Source organism: Actinoplanes philippinensis, from assembly GCF_900113015.1.
In the GTDB taxonomy this organism is placed as follows: Bacteria; Actinomycetota; Actinomycetes; order Mycobacteriales; family Micromonosporaceae; genus Actinoplanes; species Actinoplanes philippinensis.
The window spans coordinates 109,032-124,775 of record NZ_FONV01000006.1 but is presented as its reverse complement, the minus strand read 5'-3'; the positions used below and the strand labels follow the sequence as shown (position 1 = coordinate 124,775).

The following is a 15,744-nucleotide window of genomic DNA, read 5'->3' as shown; positions in this document are numbered from 1 at the left end:
TGCCATCCCCCTTGGTCCCCGGAGATTCTATGGAGCGGGCACGATCAGAGAAACGCATTTCCGGTTGTACGCCCGTTCGCCGTCGCCCACACGCAAGCCCTCGGCCGGTGGTGTGCGTGGCTCAGCGGCCGTTGGAGATCTCCTGGGTGCAGTTCTCCCGGCGCGGCTCGTCGCGCCAGAGGCAGATCTGCACGGTGATCGGCTGTCCGCCGATGGTGGTGGCGACCGCGGGCGTGTGCACGTACCCTCGCTCGGTCCTGGCCAGCGCTGTGGCGCAGCTGCGCCAGCGGCCGTCAGGGGTGCTCCACCGGATGCGGGCACCGCCGGCGTGCGGGTCGTGGTCGTCGGACCCGGCCCGTCCCCAGTAGTAGGTGCGGCCGTCGTGTCGCGCGTAGCGGGCGGAGCCGTTCATCTGGTCGAAGTCGAGGGTGGGGCTGAGCCGGGTGGCCTGGTCGTCGTCGAAGAGCGCCGGGGTGTCGGTGATGACGTCGTCGCCGGTGGCCCCCAGGCCGCACTCGGCATCGGCGGCGATCAGTTGCGCACCCTTCCGGCCGTCGGCGACCTCGTCCTTCCGGCCGTCCACGACGAAGAAGGCGCCGACGCCGGCCAGCACCACCGAGCCGACGACGCCGACGGCCAGCGGCCAGCGCTTCCGGGGGCGGCGGGCGGTGACGGGCGCGTCGACGACCGGGGCCTCGGCGGGCTCGTCGCGGACCGGCACGGTACTCGGCGCCTTCTCGTCCGCTTGCCGCGCCGCTTCGTGGAGCGCGGCGATGTGGGCGCTGCCGGCCGTGAGCCGGTCGGCGTCGTCGTCGGTGAACGGCACGCCGGCGATCTGATGCGCGGCGCGGGCGACGGCGGCCACCAGGACGGGATTGGCGATCCGGCGCGGCTCGCCGGCGAGGACCGCCGCGACGTCGTCCTTGTCGACCGAGAGCCCGGGGGCGAGGCGTTGGCTTCGGATCACCTCGGCCAGGTGGCGCAGCGAGGCGGGCTGCCGGCGTCGCTTCGGCGGCAGTGCACCCGGTGGCGGGGTGTAGACACCGTCCCGCGCGGCCCGCACCACGGCCGCGTTGAGCGTGGAGGCCAGCAGCCGGGCGGCGTCGTGGACCTCTTGCCACCACGGCGGCAGAGGCTCCGTCGATGCGGTATCCATCGACACGGATTATGCCAATCAGCGTCGAGTCATCTGTCCCGAGGGGACAGTTGGTGTCGAGCGGGGGACAGTTCGCCCTGGTCGGAGCGAGTCTCGTCGGCCTACCGTCCTCGTCATCGCTGATCCGGCGAGTTCGCTCAGGCACGTCCGCGGCAGCGCCGTTCCGGGCGGTCACTCACCGATCGGCACAGTCCAGCTCCTCTCACTGGATCAAGGAGAACGGCATGGCTTCAGTCCTCAGGCGCGTCGCGGCGGTCGCGGCCGCCGCGATGACCGCTGTGGCGCTCGCGGCGACTCCCGCGCACGCCACCGACGGCAACAACTACATCTGGAACATCGGCGCGGGTGACCTCGGCGTCATGCACCTGCTCGACGGTGTGTACACCCACGGCAACTACGACCAGTTGCTGCCGCAGTATCAGAAGACCAACAGCTACTTTCCGACGTGGAAGTACTCGGAGGGCTACTACATCGGTGCCGGCTATTGCGCCTGGGAGTGGAAGCGCTGGGCCGAGAACGACAGCTGGGGCGAACCGGTGGTGGTCTACACCACGGGCACGCAGTGGACCTCACGCAATTACAACTACCGGGTCCTGCCGTACAAGCCCGCGCCAGGGCTCAGCTGTTTCGCCTATGACCCGCCGCTCTGAGCCGCGTTCGGTGTGATGGCGCCGATCGGCTTCGGAGTGCCCGTTAACGTGGTCGAATGACGTGGATGAACCGGGTGGCGGAGCGTTGCCGGGAGCTTGTGCGGCACCCGGCAACCCCCGCCTTCTACGGCGTGTGCGACCGGTGCCGCCACGACTGGCGCGAGCACCATCCTGACCGCGGCTGCGGTGAGTGCGGTTACGAGATCGAGCACGGCGAGCCGGGCGCGCCCGACGCGGTGTGTTCCGTTCGCGCGCCCGGCGGCTCATTCGTGTAGCCGGTGCGATCGGAAGGTGGGTGACGGAGATCGGGCACCCGGTGACGGACCTGCTGGCGCGGCTCGCCGGAGAGGACCCGGAGGCGGCGCGTGAGGCCGCCCTGGAACTCGGCGACCGCCGCGAGTACGGTGCCGCCCCGCTGATGCTGGAGATCCTCGGCGCCACGTCCGATGCGAGGGTTCGCAACGGCATCGCGTATGCGTTGTCGGCGATGCGCGTTCCGGAGATGTTCGAGGTCGTCGTGGAGCTGCTGCGGCAGGAGCGTACCCGCGGCTTCCGCGGGACCCTCCTGTACGCCTTGCGGCCGTTCGACTGCACGCCGATCCTGCCGCTGCTGGTGGACCTGGTCATCGGCGACTCGTGGGAGGCGGCACGCGAAGCGGGTTACCTGATCACCGAGATCGAGGTGGTGTCCACCGACACCTGGTTGCCGCTCGAGGAGCGGCTACGGGCGGCCCTCGAGGTGGTCGAGGATCCCGGCCGCCGCGAGATCATCGCATTCCTGTCGGAATTCTTCGAGAACGATGCCGAGGAACCCGCATAGCGGGGACGGCGAGCACCCGGCGGCGGTGCGAGGGCTGTCGTCCGTACGACCGTGGTGCTAGCACCGTGGGTGGAGGCCGCCGATGGGGGCCGTCGATGTTCCGATCGTGGGTGGATGGCGGCGCACGGACATCGGCCGACACTGGGCGCAACCTACTGAAAGCGGGTCCGTCCGTGTTCGCCACGCTGTCCGATCGCACCGCGTCGATCGTCTTCGTTCTGCTGGTTCTGGGGTGTTCGCTGGGCACCGCCGACGTCGCGGGCGGGCTGATCCTTGCCCTGTCCCCGCTGCTGGTGGTGCTGGTGATGCTCCTGGTCGTCACCCGTGCCGGATACACGCGGGACGGATGGGCGCGGCTGGGCACGGGCCGGCTCGGGTTGCGGCACTGGCCTCTGGCGATCGTCACCACCGCCGGTGTTTCCGTGCTCGCGACGGTGGGAGTGGTCGCGTTCGGGCTCGCCCGGTTCGCCGCCCCGGAACGGCCGTGGCTGCCCGATGTGCTGGCGTTGTGCATCGCCGGCCCGGTTCTGGCGTTCGCCGAGGAGATCGGCTGGCGCGGCTATCTGCAGCCGAGACTGGCCTTTCTGGGTGAACGGGCGGCGATGCTGGTCATCGGGCTCGTCTGGATCGGATGGCATCTGCCGTACATCCTTTTCACGCCCTTTTACCACAACGACGGGAACCGGGTCCTGGTGCTCACGCTGTTCGGTGGTTCCGTGATCGCATTCTCGTTCCTGTTCGGCTATCTGCGGATCATTTCCGCCAGCGTCTGGCCGGCTGTGGTGGCCCATTTCGCGCACAACGCCACGTTCGCCGCGCTGACCATTCCGATCGTGACCGAGCACCCCGTGGCGGTCAACGAGTACCTCAGTGGTGACACCGGATTTCTCGTGCTGCTCGGCACCGCCGCGTGCGCTGCCGCGATCGGTGTCAGCCGGGCGCGGGCGAACCGTCGGCCGATTCCAGCGTCTGCGCGAGTATGACCGCCTGAACCCGGTCACGAAGCTCCAGTTTGCGCAACACCGAGCCGACGTGGGTCTTGACGGTGGACTCGGCCACGTGCAGCCGCACGGCGATCTCGGCGTTGGTCAGGCCGAGCCCGATCGCCGCGAGGATCTCGCGCTCACGGGCGGTGAGCCTCGCCAGAGTGGACGGTGCGACGGCCGGCCGGTCCTCGCTGGGCATCGCCGGTGTCACGAGGACGAACGAGTCGATCAGGCGACGGACGAGCCGCGGCGAGACGGGTGACTCACCGGCCGCCGCGGCCCGGATCGCCGCCAGCAACTCGGTCGGTCCGGCGTCCTTGACCAGATATCCGCACGCGCCGGCACGCAGGGCGGCGACGAGCAGATCGTCGGAGTCGAACGTCGTCAGCATCACGACACGCGGCGGATCCGCGGTGGCGAGCAGTTGTCTGGTCGTCTCGACCCCGTCGATGCCGGGGAGCCGGATGTCCATCAGCACGACGTCGGCGCGGTGCTCCGGTCGGCGGAGGGCGTCGAGCGCCGCCTGCCCGTCGCCGGCCGACCCCACCACGAGCAGGTCCGGGGTCGCGCTCAGCAGCATCTCGAAGCCGGCGCGGACCAGTTCCTGATCGTCGACCAGGAACACCCGGATCGGCTGGGGCCGGCTCATCGGCGGCCGCCCCGGACCGCGAGCGGGATGGTGGCCCGTACACCGAATCCGCCGTCCGGGCGTGGGCCGGCGGTCAAGGTGCCGTCGACGGCGCGCAGTCGTTCCCGCATCCCGTCGAGCCCGTGACCCGCCGTGCCGGCCGGGCCGCAGACGGGGTGTCCGACGCCGTCGTCCTCGACGCTCACCTCCACGGCCCGCGGTGTCCGCTCGACGGCCACCCGCGCCACGGCGTGCGCTCCGGCGTGTTTCAGGACATTGGTCAGCGATTCGCGGACCACCCGGAGCACGACGAAGCCCACCGCCGCGGGCGTACGGTCGAACGCGGCGGGATCGACGTGAACCTCGACCGGCAGACCGGCGGACCGGACCGCGGCGACGAGTTGACCCAGGTCGGTGAGGCCCACCGGCGGCCCGTCCGGGTCGTCGGCCGACTCGGGGTCGCGGAGCACGTCGATCACGCCACGCACCTCGGTGAGCGCGGTCCGGGCCGTCCGGGCGATCGTGGCGAGGACCGTCCGGGCCTGCGCACGGTCCCAGGGCTGCGCATGCCCGGCCGCATACTCGGCCCCGTCGGCCTGCACGATGACGACGGTGAGCGAGTGCGCGACGATGTCGTGGATCTCCCGGGCGGCGGCGACCCGCTCCTGCTGGGCCAGGAACCGCTCGCGTTGCCGTGTGTTCTCGTCCAGACGCGCGTAGGCCTCGCTCAGCGCTCTCAGGTTGGTCTCGCGACCCCGGACGATGTTCCCGATCAGCCAGATCAGCCCGGCGGACAGCGCGAGGAACGCGGCGATGACCAGTGCGTTGCGGGTGCGGTCGGGCTCGGTGCTCCACCGGAAGCCGGCCACCAGGCTCCCGGCCAGCCCGGCTCCGAGCGCACTCCACCGGACCAGCAGCGACGGCACGTGCGCGGCGACCGTGTAGATCACGAAGGCCTGGCCGATGTTGGCCGGCAGCGGAATGGGCAGCACGACGAGCTGGACCACGAAGATGGCCGCCGACCACACCAGCAGGGCGGCCGGCCATCGGCGCCGCAGCGCCAGCGGCAGAACGGTCAGAGTGCCCACGACCAGCCCGGGCAGCCCGCCGAGCAGGCTGGACACCCCGAACACCAGCCACATCACCCCGGCCAGAAGACCGTCCACCAGCAGGGGACGCGCGCGTGACCACCGGTCGACGCGGGCGGCGAGGACCGTACCCGGTTCCACCGCCCTGCCACCGTGTGTCGGACTCACCGGCCTCAGCCTAGACAGCGTCCACGGCCGCACGATCACCTGGATCCAGCGGTGTCGTCGCGGTCGTCACCTGAGACCCACGCCGTTGCGGGCCGCCGTGGCGAGGATGTGTTCCCGCTCCCCGGGCAGCAACGCGGCAGTGGGCATCGGCAGGAAGCCGGCACTTCTGCTCGTGAAGATCATCTGACCGGGGATCTCGTGGATGTGGCGGAGAGCCGACCAGGCGTAGCCGTGCTGAGCGAGGGCGCTGGAACGCTGGATCCCCCAGTCGCTGACGGTGTACGTGCCGGGCGTTCCCAGCAGCCGCCAGCAGCGGTCGCTGGCCCGCTTGGCCAGCAGCCACGGGACACCGAAGACGGCCAGAAAACCACCGGCGAAGCCGGCCGCATCGATCGACCGGGAAGCGACCGAGTCGATCAGGACGACCACCAGCAGCAGGATCCCCAGGCCCCGGAGCAGCCAGAACACCCTTCTGGCCTGGAACCGCACAGCGGCGGCGACGAGTCCGCGGTCGACTGGTGGGGAGGTCGTGATCGGCACGGCGCCGACCGTAACGCCCGGCCGGTCACGTGCCCATCGGCAATCGGCCCGGGCCGGACAACTCTTCAGGTGACGGTTCGGGCCGGACGGCCGCTCTGCTGCTGGCAGAACACGGCCGGATCGGGTGTCGGCGGCAGCGGCGGCTCACTACCGTCGGCGCATGGCAGACGTGACGTATCACCACCGGCCTCTGTTGCGCACCCTGCTCGGTGAGGTGCTGCGGCGCCGCCGGCTGGAGCAGGAACGGACCCTGGCCGAGGTCGCCCGGGACGCGTGCGTCTCGGTGCAGTACCTGTCCGAGGTCGAACGCGGCCGCAAGGAGGCGAGCTCGGAGATCGTGGCCGCCGTCTGCGACTCGCTGGGCATCGGGCTGGCCGACCTGCTCGCCGAGGTGGGGCGCGACCTCACCGTGCGTCGCGCCCCGGTCCTGCGGCTGGAGACGGCCCGGCTGCGCCGCGCGGAACAGGCGCCGCGCGGCTTCCGGTCCGGCGATGTGGTGCTGCTGGCCGCCTGATCAGGCGGCGATCAGGCGGCGTTGAGCCGGTAACCGGGCCGCTCGCGGCGGGTGATGACCCGGTCGGCGAGCCCGTAGGCGACCGCCTCGGGAGCCGTCAGGGTCATCCGCCGGTCGGTGTCCTCCCGGATCCTGGCGACCGAGTGACCGGTGTGCTCGGCCAGGATCTGATCCATCTCGGCGCGGACCTTGGCCACCTCCTTGGCCTCCACGGCCAGGTCCGGCAGGGTGCCGCGGGCCTGGCCGGACGGCTGGTGCAGGGTGACCTTCGCGTGCCGCAGCACCGCCCGCTTGCCCGGGGTGCCGGCCGCCAGCAGCGCCGCGGCCGCCTGCGAGGCCTGGCCGACACAGGTGGTGGCGATGTCGCACCTGATGAAGTTCATGGTGTCGTAGATCGCGGTCAGCGCGCTGAACGAGCCGCCGGGGGAGTTGATGTACATCCCGATCTCCTGTTCCCCCGCCGATTCCAGGTGGATCAGCTGGGCGATCACGACGTTGGCGACCCCGTCGTCGATCTCGGTGCCGAGGAAGATGATGCGGTCCGACAGCAGCCGGGAGTAGATGTCGAAGGCACGTTCCCCGCTCGGCGTCTTCTCCACGACGGTCGGGATGGTGTAGTGGCTCATGCGGTCAGTCCCATCGGGTGGCGGGCCATGTCGGGGCGTACGTCGTCGACGCTGTCGAGGACACGGTCGATGAGGCCGTACTCGACGGCTTCGTCGGCGGTGAACCAGCGGTCGCGGCGGCTGTCGCGTTCGACGGTGTCGATCGGCTGCCCGGTGTGCTCGGCGGTCAGGCGCAGCAGGGTACGCCCGAGCCGCTCCAACTGGTTGGCGTAGATCTCCACGTCCGCGGCGGTGCCGCCGAACCCGGCCGAGCCCTGGTGCATCAGGATCTGGGCGTGCGGCAGCGCGTACCGCTTGCCGGGGGTGCCGGCGGTGAGCAGGAACTGCCCCATGCTCCCGGCCAGCCCGAGCGCCAGCGTGCTGACGTCGTTGGGGATCAGCCGCATGGTGTCGTAGATCGCCAGGCCCGCGGTGACCGACCCGCCCGGCGAGTTGATGTACAGGTTGATGGTGCTCAGCGGGTCCTCCGCGGACAACAGCAGCAGCTGCCCGCAGATCCGGTTGGCGATCGGGTCGTCGACCTCGGCGCCGAGCACGATGATGCGCTGGTGCAGCAACTGGACGGACAACTGGTCGTCGACGGACCCGGTCCCGCCCGGTGTCGCGGCAGTGAATGGATGCATGGTTCTCTCCTCCGGCTCGGCCCTGCGTGCCGTCTCCACCTTCGACGCGACGACGCCCGCCGGCCAAGCGGATCTGCGGTCAGCAGATGAGCCGTCAGTGACGGCCGCGGAGCAGGGCGGCGATCGCCTCGTGGCCGGCCGCGTTCGGGTGGTCGCCGTCCGGTGTCAGGAAGGCGGTCGGGTCGCCGGTGAAGGCCGCCGACGTGTCGAGGTACGCGGCCCCGCTGTGTTCGGCGGCCTGCCGCAGCGCGTCGTTGCAGTATCGGGTGGCGCGTCTCGCCTCCTCGAGGCCGTCCGCGCCGTACGCGCTCAGACCCACCTCGCCGTCGCGGACCACGTTCCAGTAGCCCAGCACCAGGACGGTGACCGGGCTGCCGTGTTCGCTGCGCACCGTGTCGACGATCGACGACACCGCGTCCTGTACGGCCCGCGCCGTCCCCGGATAGTCGTCGCCGTTTTCGAACGCCTCGGCCATGTCGTTCGCCCCGGCCATCACGACCACCAGGCTCGCCGATCTGATGTCGTCGCGGATGTCGCTCGTGCCGACCTGTTCCCGCACGTCGGCGGTGGTGAATCCCGGCTGGGCCAGGTTGATCGACGCGGCATGCGACGAGAGCAGCCGTGCGTACAGATCGGGAAAGGGCCGGCAATCGCAACCGGTGCCGGCCGGAACCGAGTCGCCCAGGGTGACCACCACCGGCTCCTCCGGCCGGGGTTCCGGTTCCGGCGTGGCGCACGCGTTCAGCGTCAGCAGGGCCACCACCGCGAGCGGCCAGCGGCTCAACAGCTGCTGAGAGCGAGCTCGGCGACCGGGGCGGCGGACCGGCGGACGGGCAGGAACGCCTCCGCGGTCAGCGCCGCGACGGCGATCCGCGGCAGGTCGCGGGCGGTGGGGAAACACAGATAGCGAGGTTGCCACATCGGCAGGTACTTCGCGTTCGCCCGGTACAGCGACTCGATCTGCCACACCCGGGAGAACAGCCGCAACAAGCGGTGCCACAGTCGCAGCACCGGGCCGGCGCCCAGTTGCTCGGCGCGGGCGAAGACCGACCGGAGCACCGCGAAGTTCAGCGACACGCGGCGGATGCCGAGAGCCGGTCCGGCCTCGACGGCGGTGACGACCATCAGTTCGGTCAGACCGTTCGGCGCGGTACGGTCGCCGCGCATCAGATCGAGCGAGATCCCGTCGGCGCCCCACGGCACGAACTGGAGAACCCCGCGAAGCTCCCCGCTCTCGTCGTGGGCGAGCACCATCAGGCAGTCCCCGTCGGCGGGGTCGCCGAGCCGGGACAGCGCCATCGAGAAGCCCCGCTCCACGGTGCCGTCGCGGAACCGGTCGGCGGCGTGCACCACGGCGGCGAGATCAGTCGCGGACAGGTCCCGCTGGCGTACCGCGGTGCACGTGTATCCGGCCCGCCGGATGCGGTTGACCGCCTGCCGTACCGACCGCATGGCCCGGCCGTCCAGGCTGAACGTGCCGACGTCGAGGACCGCCTCGTCGCCCAGTTCGATGACATCGAGACCGGCTCGGGCGTACGCCGCCGCGCCCGCCCGCCCGCAGCCGAGGACCGCCGGCGTCCAGCCGTGGCGTTCCCCGTCGGCCAGCCACGCGGCGATCGCTTCCGGCCACGCCGACTCGGCGCCGATCGGGTCACCGGCCGCGAGACTGACACCGCGGACCACGCGGTACGCCACCGCGGCGTTGCCCGACGGCGTCCAGATCAGGGCCTTGTCGGAGCGCAACGCGAAGTAGCCGAGCGAGTCGCCGCCGCCGTACCGCGCGAGCAGCCGCCGCAGCCGCTGCTCCTCGTCGTCGCTGCGCACCGTGCGCGGCTCACCCGGACGCAGGTGCAGCACGACCGCCGCGAGCACCGCGAGCAGCCCGAACGTCCCGGTGGTGTAGCTGACCGTGTCGGCGGCCCACGGCCGGGCGAACTCCACCGGCCCGGTGACGCCGATCAGCCCGAGCGCGGCGTGTTCGGCCCAGGCGCGCACCCCGGGTGTGCCGATCAGATGGTCGGCCCGGACGGCGATCTCGAACAGCCCGAGAAGAAACCCCGCGCCGGCGAATCCGATCAGCGCGGCCGGCGCGCGCCACCGGCTGCGCGGCCCGGGAAGGGCTTTGAATTCCTGGCGTACGGCCACCAGCATCGTCAACAGCGCCGCCGACACGACCGCCGCCGCGACGTCCAGCCCCTTGACCAGATGCAGTCCGATCGCGGCCCCGGCCACGACGACCGCCAGCTGCCACGCCCGCAGCCGGCCCCGCCGCAGCCCCGCGCCGAGATGGATGAGCAGCGCCCCGGCCGCGGCGGTGGCGGCCCGGGCGGAGAGGATCCCGGCGGCCGGCACGAAGGGCGCCAGCGCGGCCATCCGCCCGTGGTGCGCCGGCACCACCGCGGTGATCACATTGAACACGCCGTTGAGCTGGACCAGCCGGGCGACAGCGGCCCGGGACAGCGGCGGCCGGGGCCGCCACACGCGTGCAGACATCACTTGCTCCTTCGCCGTCGCGGCCGGACCGCGTCGTTCCGGCCCGAACCTAGAAGCGCCGTGATGAGAGAACGATGAGACTCAGCGGCGTGCGACGCCTCACGGCGGCGGCCCCGGTGGACCCCCTCGGCCACCGTGGCCGCCGCCGGCTGCGTGACCCGCCTCAGACCTCGGTGGTCAACTCGTAGATCTCCGTCGTCGGGTGGCCGGCCCGCTCGTGGATCCGCATGACCGCCTCCTTGCTGGGCCCGGTGCTGAGGCAGAAGACCTTCCCCGACTCGGGGTCCAGCCAGGCGCGCTCGAAGTGCACCCCCTCCTCGGCCTCGATCTTCAGGTCGGCGTCGTGAGCCTCGGCGAGCTGCTCCGGGGTGACACCGACGAATCCACTGTGCACGTCCATGAACTTGGCCATCGGGGACTTCGCTCCTTGCGGTGGGGTGTTGCTGACAGGGAAACAATGTCCGAGCCCGCGCAGTCGGACATCGGTCATCGCACCTAGGAAGCGCCTCCCCGGTGACCTAAAGTCACCGGCGTGGACAGCGCACTGAGCAGTCCGGTGCTGATCGGACGGGCCGATCTGACGGCGCTCGCCGGGCGGCGGCTGGCCGCCGCCGCCGAGGGCCGCGGGGAGCTGCTGCTGCTCGCCGGGGAGGCGGGCATCGGCAAGACCCGGCTGCTGGCCGAGATCGTGCGGCAGGCGCCGGCATTCACCGTGTTCTCCGCCGGGGCGTCGCCGGGTGACGCCGAGGTGGCCGGGGCCGTACTCGCCGATCTCGGGGCGGAGCTGCGGCGGAACCCGGCCACCGCGGCGGAGGGCGAGGGGGTGTCGCGACGGCTGCGGGAATCCGCCGACGGTGACGCGGACCGGCAGCGCCGGCTGCTGGTGACCGATCTGACCGAGCTGATCGCCGGCGCCGCTCGCGGGCCGCTGCTGGTGACGATCGAGGACCTGCACTGGGCCGACGACCTGACGCTGGATGTGCTGGCCCGCCTCGGCCGGCGGGCGCCCGACCTGCCGCTGTTGCTGGTGTGCACGTACCGCAGCGACGAGTTGTATCCGCGGGTGCCGTTACGCGCCTGGCGGGCCCGGCTGCTGACCCAGCGGCATGCCGAGGAGGTCCGGCTCGGCCGGTTGAGCCGGGCCGACACGGCGGCGATGGCCGCGGCCATCGCCGGCAGCGCGCTGCCCGGCGCGATCACCGGGGACGTGTTCGCGCGCAGCGACGGCATCCCCCTGCACGTCGAGGAGTTCCTGGCGGCGCGCGACAGCGTGCCCGACACGCTGGCCGACGCGGTGCTGGCCCGCGCGTCGGCGTTGTCGGCGGGGGCCCGCCGGCTCGCCGAGGTGGCGTCGGTGCTGGGCCGGTCGTTCGACCTGGACCTGCTGACGGCGATCACCGGGGACGGGCCGGCCTCCGTCGACGACGGACTGCGGGAACTCGGCGAGCGGTTCTTCGTGCAGGCCCACCCGGACCGGTCGACCTTCGACTTCCGGCACGCGCTGATCCGCGACGCGCTCTATGCCGATCTCACCCCGCACCGGCGCCGGTCGCTGCACGCGCGAGCCGCGGCGGCGGCCGTCGCGGCGGGATTTCCGGCCGCCTTCGTGAGCGATCAGTACGAACGTGCGGCACTGACCGAGCCGGCCTTCCACTACGCGATGTCCGCCGCGGGCGAGGCGGCGGAGATATCGGCGCATCGGGAGGCGTCCGAACTGTACGAGCGGGCCCGCCGGACCGCACCGGAGACGCTGCCGGACGCGGCCCGGGCCGATCTGCTGACGGCGCTCGCCGCGGAGCTGGCCGCGGTGGACGACAACACGGCGGCGGCCGCCTGCTATACGGAGGCCTACCGGCTGCGGCTACGGCTCGGCGATCGGCTGGCCGCGGCCGCCCTGCTGCCCGACTGGGTCGCCGTCCGGCATCTGCTCGGCGCGAGCCTGCCGGAACGCACCACGGCGCTGCGGGGCGCGCTGCCGCTGATCGAGTCACGCACCGACCCGCCGGCGCAGGAGGTCCGGGCGAACATCCACGCCGCGCTGGCCGCCGCGTACATGCTGGACCGGCGGCTCGCGGAGGCGATCGAGGACGGCAATCTCGCGCGCTCCCTCGCGGCCGAGGACTGCGATCGGGCGATGCGCTGCCATCTCGACGCCACGCTCGGCGCGGTGCTGCTGTTCGCCGGCCGCCCGGACGAGGGGACGGTACTGCTCGAGGAGTCCATCACACGGGCCCGAGGCTGGCGTCTCGAGGGACAGGCGGCCCGCGGCTACCGCATGATCGGCACCAGCATGTCGGTGCTCGTCGAGTACGGTCCGGCGCTGCGCTGGCTGCCGGAGGGCATCGGGTACGCCGAACGGGTCGAGCAGATCAACGACCGCAACTATCTGGCCGCCCACCTCGCGCACGTGCGATGGGCGATGGGGGACTGGTCCGGCGCGGAGACGGCGGCCCGGCAGGCGTTGGCCGACGGCGGCGGGATCACCACCCGCATCACGGCGCTGCACGTGCTCGGCTACCTGGCGATGGGCCGTGGGGAACACGCCGTCGCGGGGGACCACCTCGACGAGGCGGTGGCGCTCGCCTCGGGCATGGGGGAGTTGCAGCGGCTGTCCCCGGCCTGGTGGGGACTGGCCGAGATCGCCGTCGCGGCCGGCGATCTGACGACCGCGATCGGGCGGTGCGAGGAGGGATTCGAGGCGTCGGCCCGGGTCCGCGACGCCGCCTACCTGTTCCCCTACCTGCTGACCGGGGTACGGGCGCACCTGGCGCTGTCCGGAGCGTCCGCCGCGCGTGAGTGGCTGCGCCGGGCCGGAGAACTGATCGAGGAGCGGGGGATACCGGGGACCCTCGGTGTGCTGCCGCACGCGCGAGGGCTGATCCACCTCCACGAGGGGCGGACCGGAAAGGCCCGGGTGGAGCTGGCCGAGGCGGGCGAGTTCTGGGAACACCGGCGCCGGTTCTGGGAAGGGACGGCGGTGCTGCTGGACCAGGCACGGTGCGCTGTGCGCAGCCGCCGGTCCGGGGACGCGGCGGGTTTCCTCACCGCGGCCCGGGCGAGGTACGAGCGAGTCGGCGCTCCGCTGCCGGCGCACCTGTCGCCGGACGACGTGGCCACGCCCCGGCCGGTGGCGGACCACTCGGGCACGGCTGCCCCGTCCCGGTCACCGCGCGGCGCGGCCCCACCGCGGACGGTCCTGTCGCCCCGCGAACTCGAAGTCGCACGGCTGGTCACGGCCGGGATGACCAACCGGGAGATCGCCGCGCACTTGGTGATCGCGCCCAAGACGGCGGCGGCACACGTCGAACACATCCGCACGAAGCTCGGCGTCTCCCGGCGCGCCCAGATCGCCGCCTGGCTCAGCACCCTCGACTGACCAGCCGGTTCGTCATCGGCCACCCGCGCTGTGGGTTGGGCTACCGTGGCGAGATGCCCCGTCCTCGCGATGAGACCAGCGCCCGCCCCGACCGTATCGCCGTGCCCCGTCCGGCTCGCGTCGATGGCTGACCCGGTCGTCGTCGCCGGCGGCGGGCCGGGCGGCATGATGCTCGCCTACCTGCTCGGCCGGGCCGGCATCCCGGTGACCGTGCTCGAAGCGGCCCGCGACTTCGACCGGGATTTCCGGGGCGACTCGCTCCATCCGTACACCCTCGAGCTGTTCGCGGAGCTGGGGCTCGCCGGCGACCTGCTCGCGCTGCCCCACGTGACCGCCCGCCACTTCCGTTTCCACACCCGGGCCGGGGCGATCACCGTCGCCGACTACGGGAAGATCGACTCCCCGTACCCGTACATAGCGCTCATGCCGCAGGCCCGCTTCCTGGACTTCCTCGCCGCGAAGGTGGCCGCCCTGCCCGGCTGCTCGGTCCGCACCGGGTGCAAGGTCACCGGCCTGGTCCAGGACCACGATCGGGTCACCGGCGCCCGGATCCGCACCGGCGCCGGCGACGAGGACGTGCCCGCACGCCTCGTCATCGGCTCCGACGGCCGGTTCTCCCGCCTCCGGCGCCTCGCCGACCTGCCGGTGCGTCCCCTCGGCGCCGCCAGCGATCTGCTGTGGTTCCGCCTGCCCCGCCACGAGCAGGACCCCGCCGACGCCGACCTCGACCTGTACTTCGGCCGGGACAACTACGCCGGGCTGCTGACCGGCACCCAGGGCTGGCAGGTCGGCTACACGGTGCCCAAGGGCGGCTTCCCCGCGGCCCGCGAGGCCGGGGTCGACCCGATCCGGCGTTTCATCGCCGGGCACATCCCCTGGCTCGCCGACCGGGCCGGCCGGCTCACCAGCTTCGACCAGATCACCCTGCTGTCGGTCGCGATCGCCCGCGCCGACCGCTGGTGGCGGCCCGGACTGCTGCTGCTCGGAGACGCCGCCCACGTCATCTCCCCGGTCGGCGGCAACGGCATCCTGATGGCCGTCCAGGACGCCGTCACCGCCGCCAACCACCTGATCCCCCTGGGCGCCGGTCCCGTGCCGGACGCCGTGCTGGCCGCGATCCAGGCCGACCGGGAACCCGCCATCCGCAAGGTCCAGCACCAGCAGGTACGCCTCGAACGGCGGGTGGCGACAGCCCGCGCGGCCGGCCGCTCGATCAGCCCGCCCGCGATCCTGCGCCTGGTCACCGCCGTTCCCGGCGTGCGCCGCCGCACCGCCCGGGCCAACGCCTACGGACCGAATCCACCCCGGCTCACCTGCTGACCGCCGCGCGGCATCGGGACAGGCGGCTCGGGCCGGTCACACCTGTGGTGATCTTCCGGCCGGATGCTTCGGAGGCTGCCAGGATCGGGGTGTGGATGACGAATCGTCGCTCAGAGAGGCCGCCGAGGCCGGCCGGGAGACGGGTGACGCGCTGGGAGCGCTGCAGGCCTGGTTGCTCGCGGAAGACGCCTATGCCCGCGGTGGAGTGCCCGATGAGGTGCTCAGCTACCTCCAGGACCATGTCGGCCGTCTGCTGGGACCACGGGCGATGGCCGCGGCCGGGGAGTTCCTGAAGCAGTACGCGGCCCGTGACGCCGGTCCGGCCGGGCTCGCGCGGGACAGTTCGGCTCTGGTCGACCTGCTCGCCGCGATCGAGGGCAAGCGGCGCAGGGGTTTCGAGTTCGAGTGGCGCGCGTTTCCGCTGGACGGTGTCGACGATCGGCCGGCGACGCTGCTGGTCATGGCGGAGTACTTCGCCGGGGATCCGGTGTGGGAACGGCCCCGGGGCAGCGGTTCACCGGTGTCACTCGAGGAGCTCGGTGTCTCGGAATCCCTGGGGCGGCGGTTGCGGGCCTGGAACGAGACGTACGAGCGGCACGGGCTCGGCGGCGAGGAGTGGGCGAGTGCCGCGTGGGCCGAGGAGGGCCTGGCGCTGGCACACGAACTTCAGCGGGAGCTGCCCGACGTGGAGGTCCGCTACTTCCACGGCGACGACGACCGCCCGCTGCGGAGCATGTGAACCAAAACCGGCGCGGA

The 15,744-nt window shown here is 72.2% G+C and carries 16 protein-coding genes; 7 read left to right on the top strand and 9 right to left on the bottom strand.

Annotated features, from left to right (window positions below; all coding sequences use genetic code 11):
• Window positions 1-121 precede the first annotated feature (121 nt).
• On the bottom strand, window positions 122-1,156 hold the full coding sequence (locus BM290_RS16800; protein WP_093615004.1) for a hypothetical protein: 1,035 nt from the start codon (window positions 1,154-1,156) through the stop codon (window positions 122-124).
• Window positions 1,157-1,380: 224 nt separating this feature from the next.
• Between BM290_RS16800 and BM290_RS16795 the strand changes: the two genes are divergently transcribed.
• The 3 genes from BM290_RS16795 to BM290_RS16785 all read left to right on the top strand — a co-directional run bounded on the left by BM290_RS16795 (window position 1,381) and on the right by BM290_RS16785 (window position 3,609).
• Window positions 1,381-1,806 carry a hypothetical protein gene (locus BM290_RS16795; protein WP_093615002.1) on the top strand — a complete coding sequence of 142 codons (426 nt, stop codon included), beginning with the start codon at window positions 1,381-1,383 and terminating at the stop codon, window positions 1,804-1,806.
• Between the two features lie 295 nt (window positions 1,807-2,101).
• Entirely contained in the window at window positions 2,102-2,626 is a 525-nt protein-coding gene (locus BM290_RS16790) for a HEAT repeat domain-containing protein (protein ID WP_177319752.1), read from the top strand.
• 173 nt (window positions 2,627-2,799) lie between these two features.
• Window positions 2,800-3,609 (top strand): CPBP family intramembrane glutamic endopeptidase, encoded by an 810-nt coding sequence (locus BM290_RS16785; RefSeq protein WP_177319751.1) that lies wholly within the window; start codon window positions 2,800-2,802, stop codon window positions 3,607-3,609.
• On the opposite strand, the gene BM290_RS16780 is transcribed toward BM290_RS16785, so the two are convergent.
• The 3 genes from BM290_RS16780 to BM290_RS16770 all read right to left on the bottom strand — a co-directional run bounded on the left by BM290_RS16780 (window position 3,557) and on the right by BM290_RS16770 (window position 6,036).
• A complete protein-coding gene (locus BM290_RS16780) occupies window positions 3,557-4,261 on the bottom strand; it encodes a response regulator (RefSeq protein WP_093614996.1) in 705 nt (234 codons plus the stop codon). The genes BM290_RS16785 and BM290_RS16780 overlap by 53 nt on opposite strands.
• Window positions 4,258-5,496 carry a sensor histidine kinase gene (locus tag BM290_RS16775; protein WP_143133779.1) on the bottom strand — a complete coding sequence of 413 codons (1,239 nt, stop codon included), beginning with the start codon at window positions 5,494-5,496 and terminating at the stop codon, window positions 4,258-4,260. Before BM290_RS16775 ends, BM290_RS16780 begins: the two co-directional genes overlap by 4 nt.
• A gap of 66 nt (window positions 5,497-5,562) precedes the next feature.
• Entirely contained in the window at window positions 5,563-6,036 is a 474-nt protein-coding gene (locus tag BM290_RS16770) for a hypothetical protein (protein WP_143133778.1), read from the bottom strand.
• 160 nt (window positions 6,037-6,196) lie between these two features.
• Between BM290_RS16770 and BM290_RS16765 the strand changes: the two genes are divergently transcribed.
• On the top strand, window positions 6,197-6,550 hold the full coding sequence (locus BM290_RS16765; protein ID WP_093614990.1) for a helix-turn-helix domain-containing protein: 354 nt from the start codon (window positions 6,197-6,199) through the stop codon (window positions 6,548-6,550).
• An 11-nt stretch (window positions 6,551-6,561) separates the two neighbouring features.
• On the opposite strand, the gene BM290_RS16760 is transcribed toward BM290_RS16765, so the two are convergent.
• From BM290_RS16760 to BM290_RS16740, 5 genes are all read right to left on the bottom strand, one after another.
• On the bottom strand, window positions 6,562-7,176 hold the full coding sequence (locus tag BM290_RS16760; protein ID WP_093614988.1) for a ClpP family protease: 615 nt from the start codon (window positions 7,174-7,176) through the stop codon (window positions 6,562-6,564).
• Window positions 7,173-7,799, bottom strand: a complete 627-nt coding sequence (locus BM290_RS16755) for a ClpP family protease (protein WP_093614986.1) — start codon at window positions 7,797-7,799, stop codon at window positions 7,173-7,175. Before BM290_RS16755 ends, BM290_RS16760 begins: the two co-directional genes overlap by 4 nt.
• Window positions 7,800-7,893: 94 nt before the next feature.
• Window positions 7,894-8,583 (bottom strand): SGNH/GDSL hydrolase family protein, encoded by a 690-nt coding sequence (locus BM290_RS16750; protein ID WP_239143438.1) that lies wholly within the window; start codon window positions 8,581-8,583, stop codon window positions 7,894-7,896.
• Window positions 8,580-10,292, bottom strand: a complete 1,713-nt coding sequence (locus BM290_RS16745) for a phosphatidylglycerol lysyltransferase domain-containing protein (protein WP_093614984.1) — start codon at window positions 10,290-10,292, stop codon at window positions 8,580-8,582. Before BM290_RS16745 ends, BM290_RS16750 begins: the two co-directional genes overlap by 4 nt.
• Window positions 10,293-10,455: 163 nt before the next feature.
• The gene (locus BM290_RS16740; RefSeq protein ID WP_093614982.1) at window positions 10,456-10,704 is read right to left on the bottom strand and encodes an SCO4226 family nickel-binding protein; all 249 of its coding nucleotides are present in this window, start codon (window positions 10,702-10,704) and stop codon (window positions 10,456-10,458) included.
• Between the two features lie 120 nt (window positions 10,705-10,824).
• On the opposite strand from BM290_RS16740, the gene BM290_RS16735 reads away from it, so the two are divergent.
• From BM290_RS16735 to BM290_RS16725, 3 genes are all read left to right on the top strand, one after another.
• Complete coding sequence (locus tag BM290_RS16735) at window positions 10,825-13,668, top strand: helix-turn-helix transcriptional regulator (protein ID WP_093614980.1); 2,844 nt, start codon at window positions 10,825-10,827, stop codon at window positions 13,666-13,668.
• 123 nt (window positions 13,669-13,791) lie between these two features.
• Window positions 13,792-14,988, top strand: a complete 1,197-nt coding sequence (locus tag BM290_RS16730; RefSeq protein ID WP_093614978.1) for an FAD-dependent oxidoreductase — start codon at window positions 13,792-13,794, stop codon at window positions 14,986-14,988.
• A gap of 91 nt (window positions 14,989-15,079) precedes the next feature.
• On the top strand, window positions 15,080-15,727 hold the full coding sequence (locus BM290_RS16725) for a hypothetical protein (protein WP_093614976.1): 648 nt from the start codon (window positions 15,080-15,082) through the stop codon (window positions 15,725-15,727).
• The last annotated feature ends 17 nt before the right edge of the window (window positions 15,728-15,744 follow it).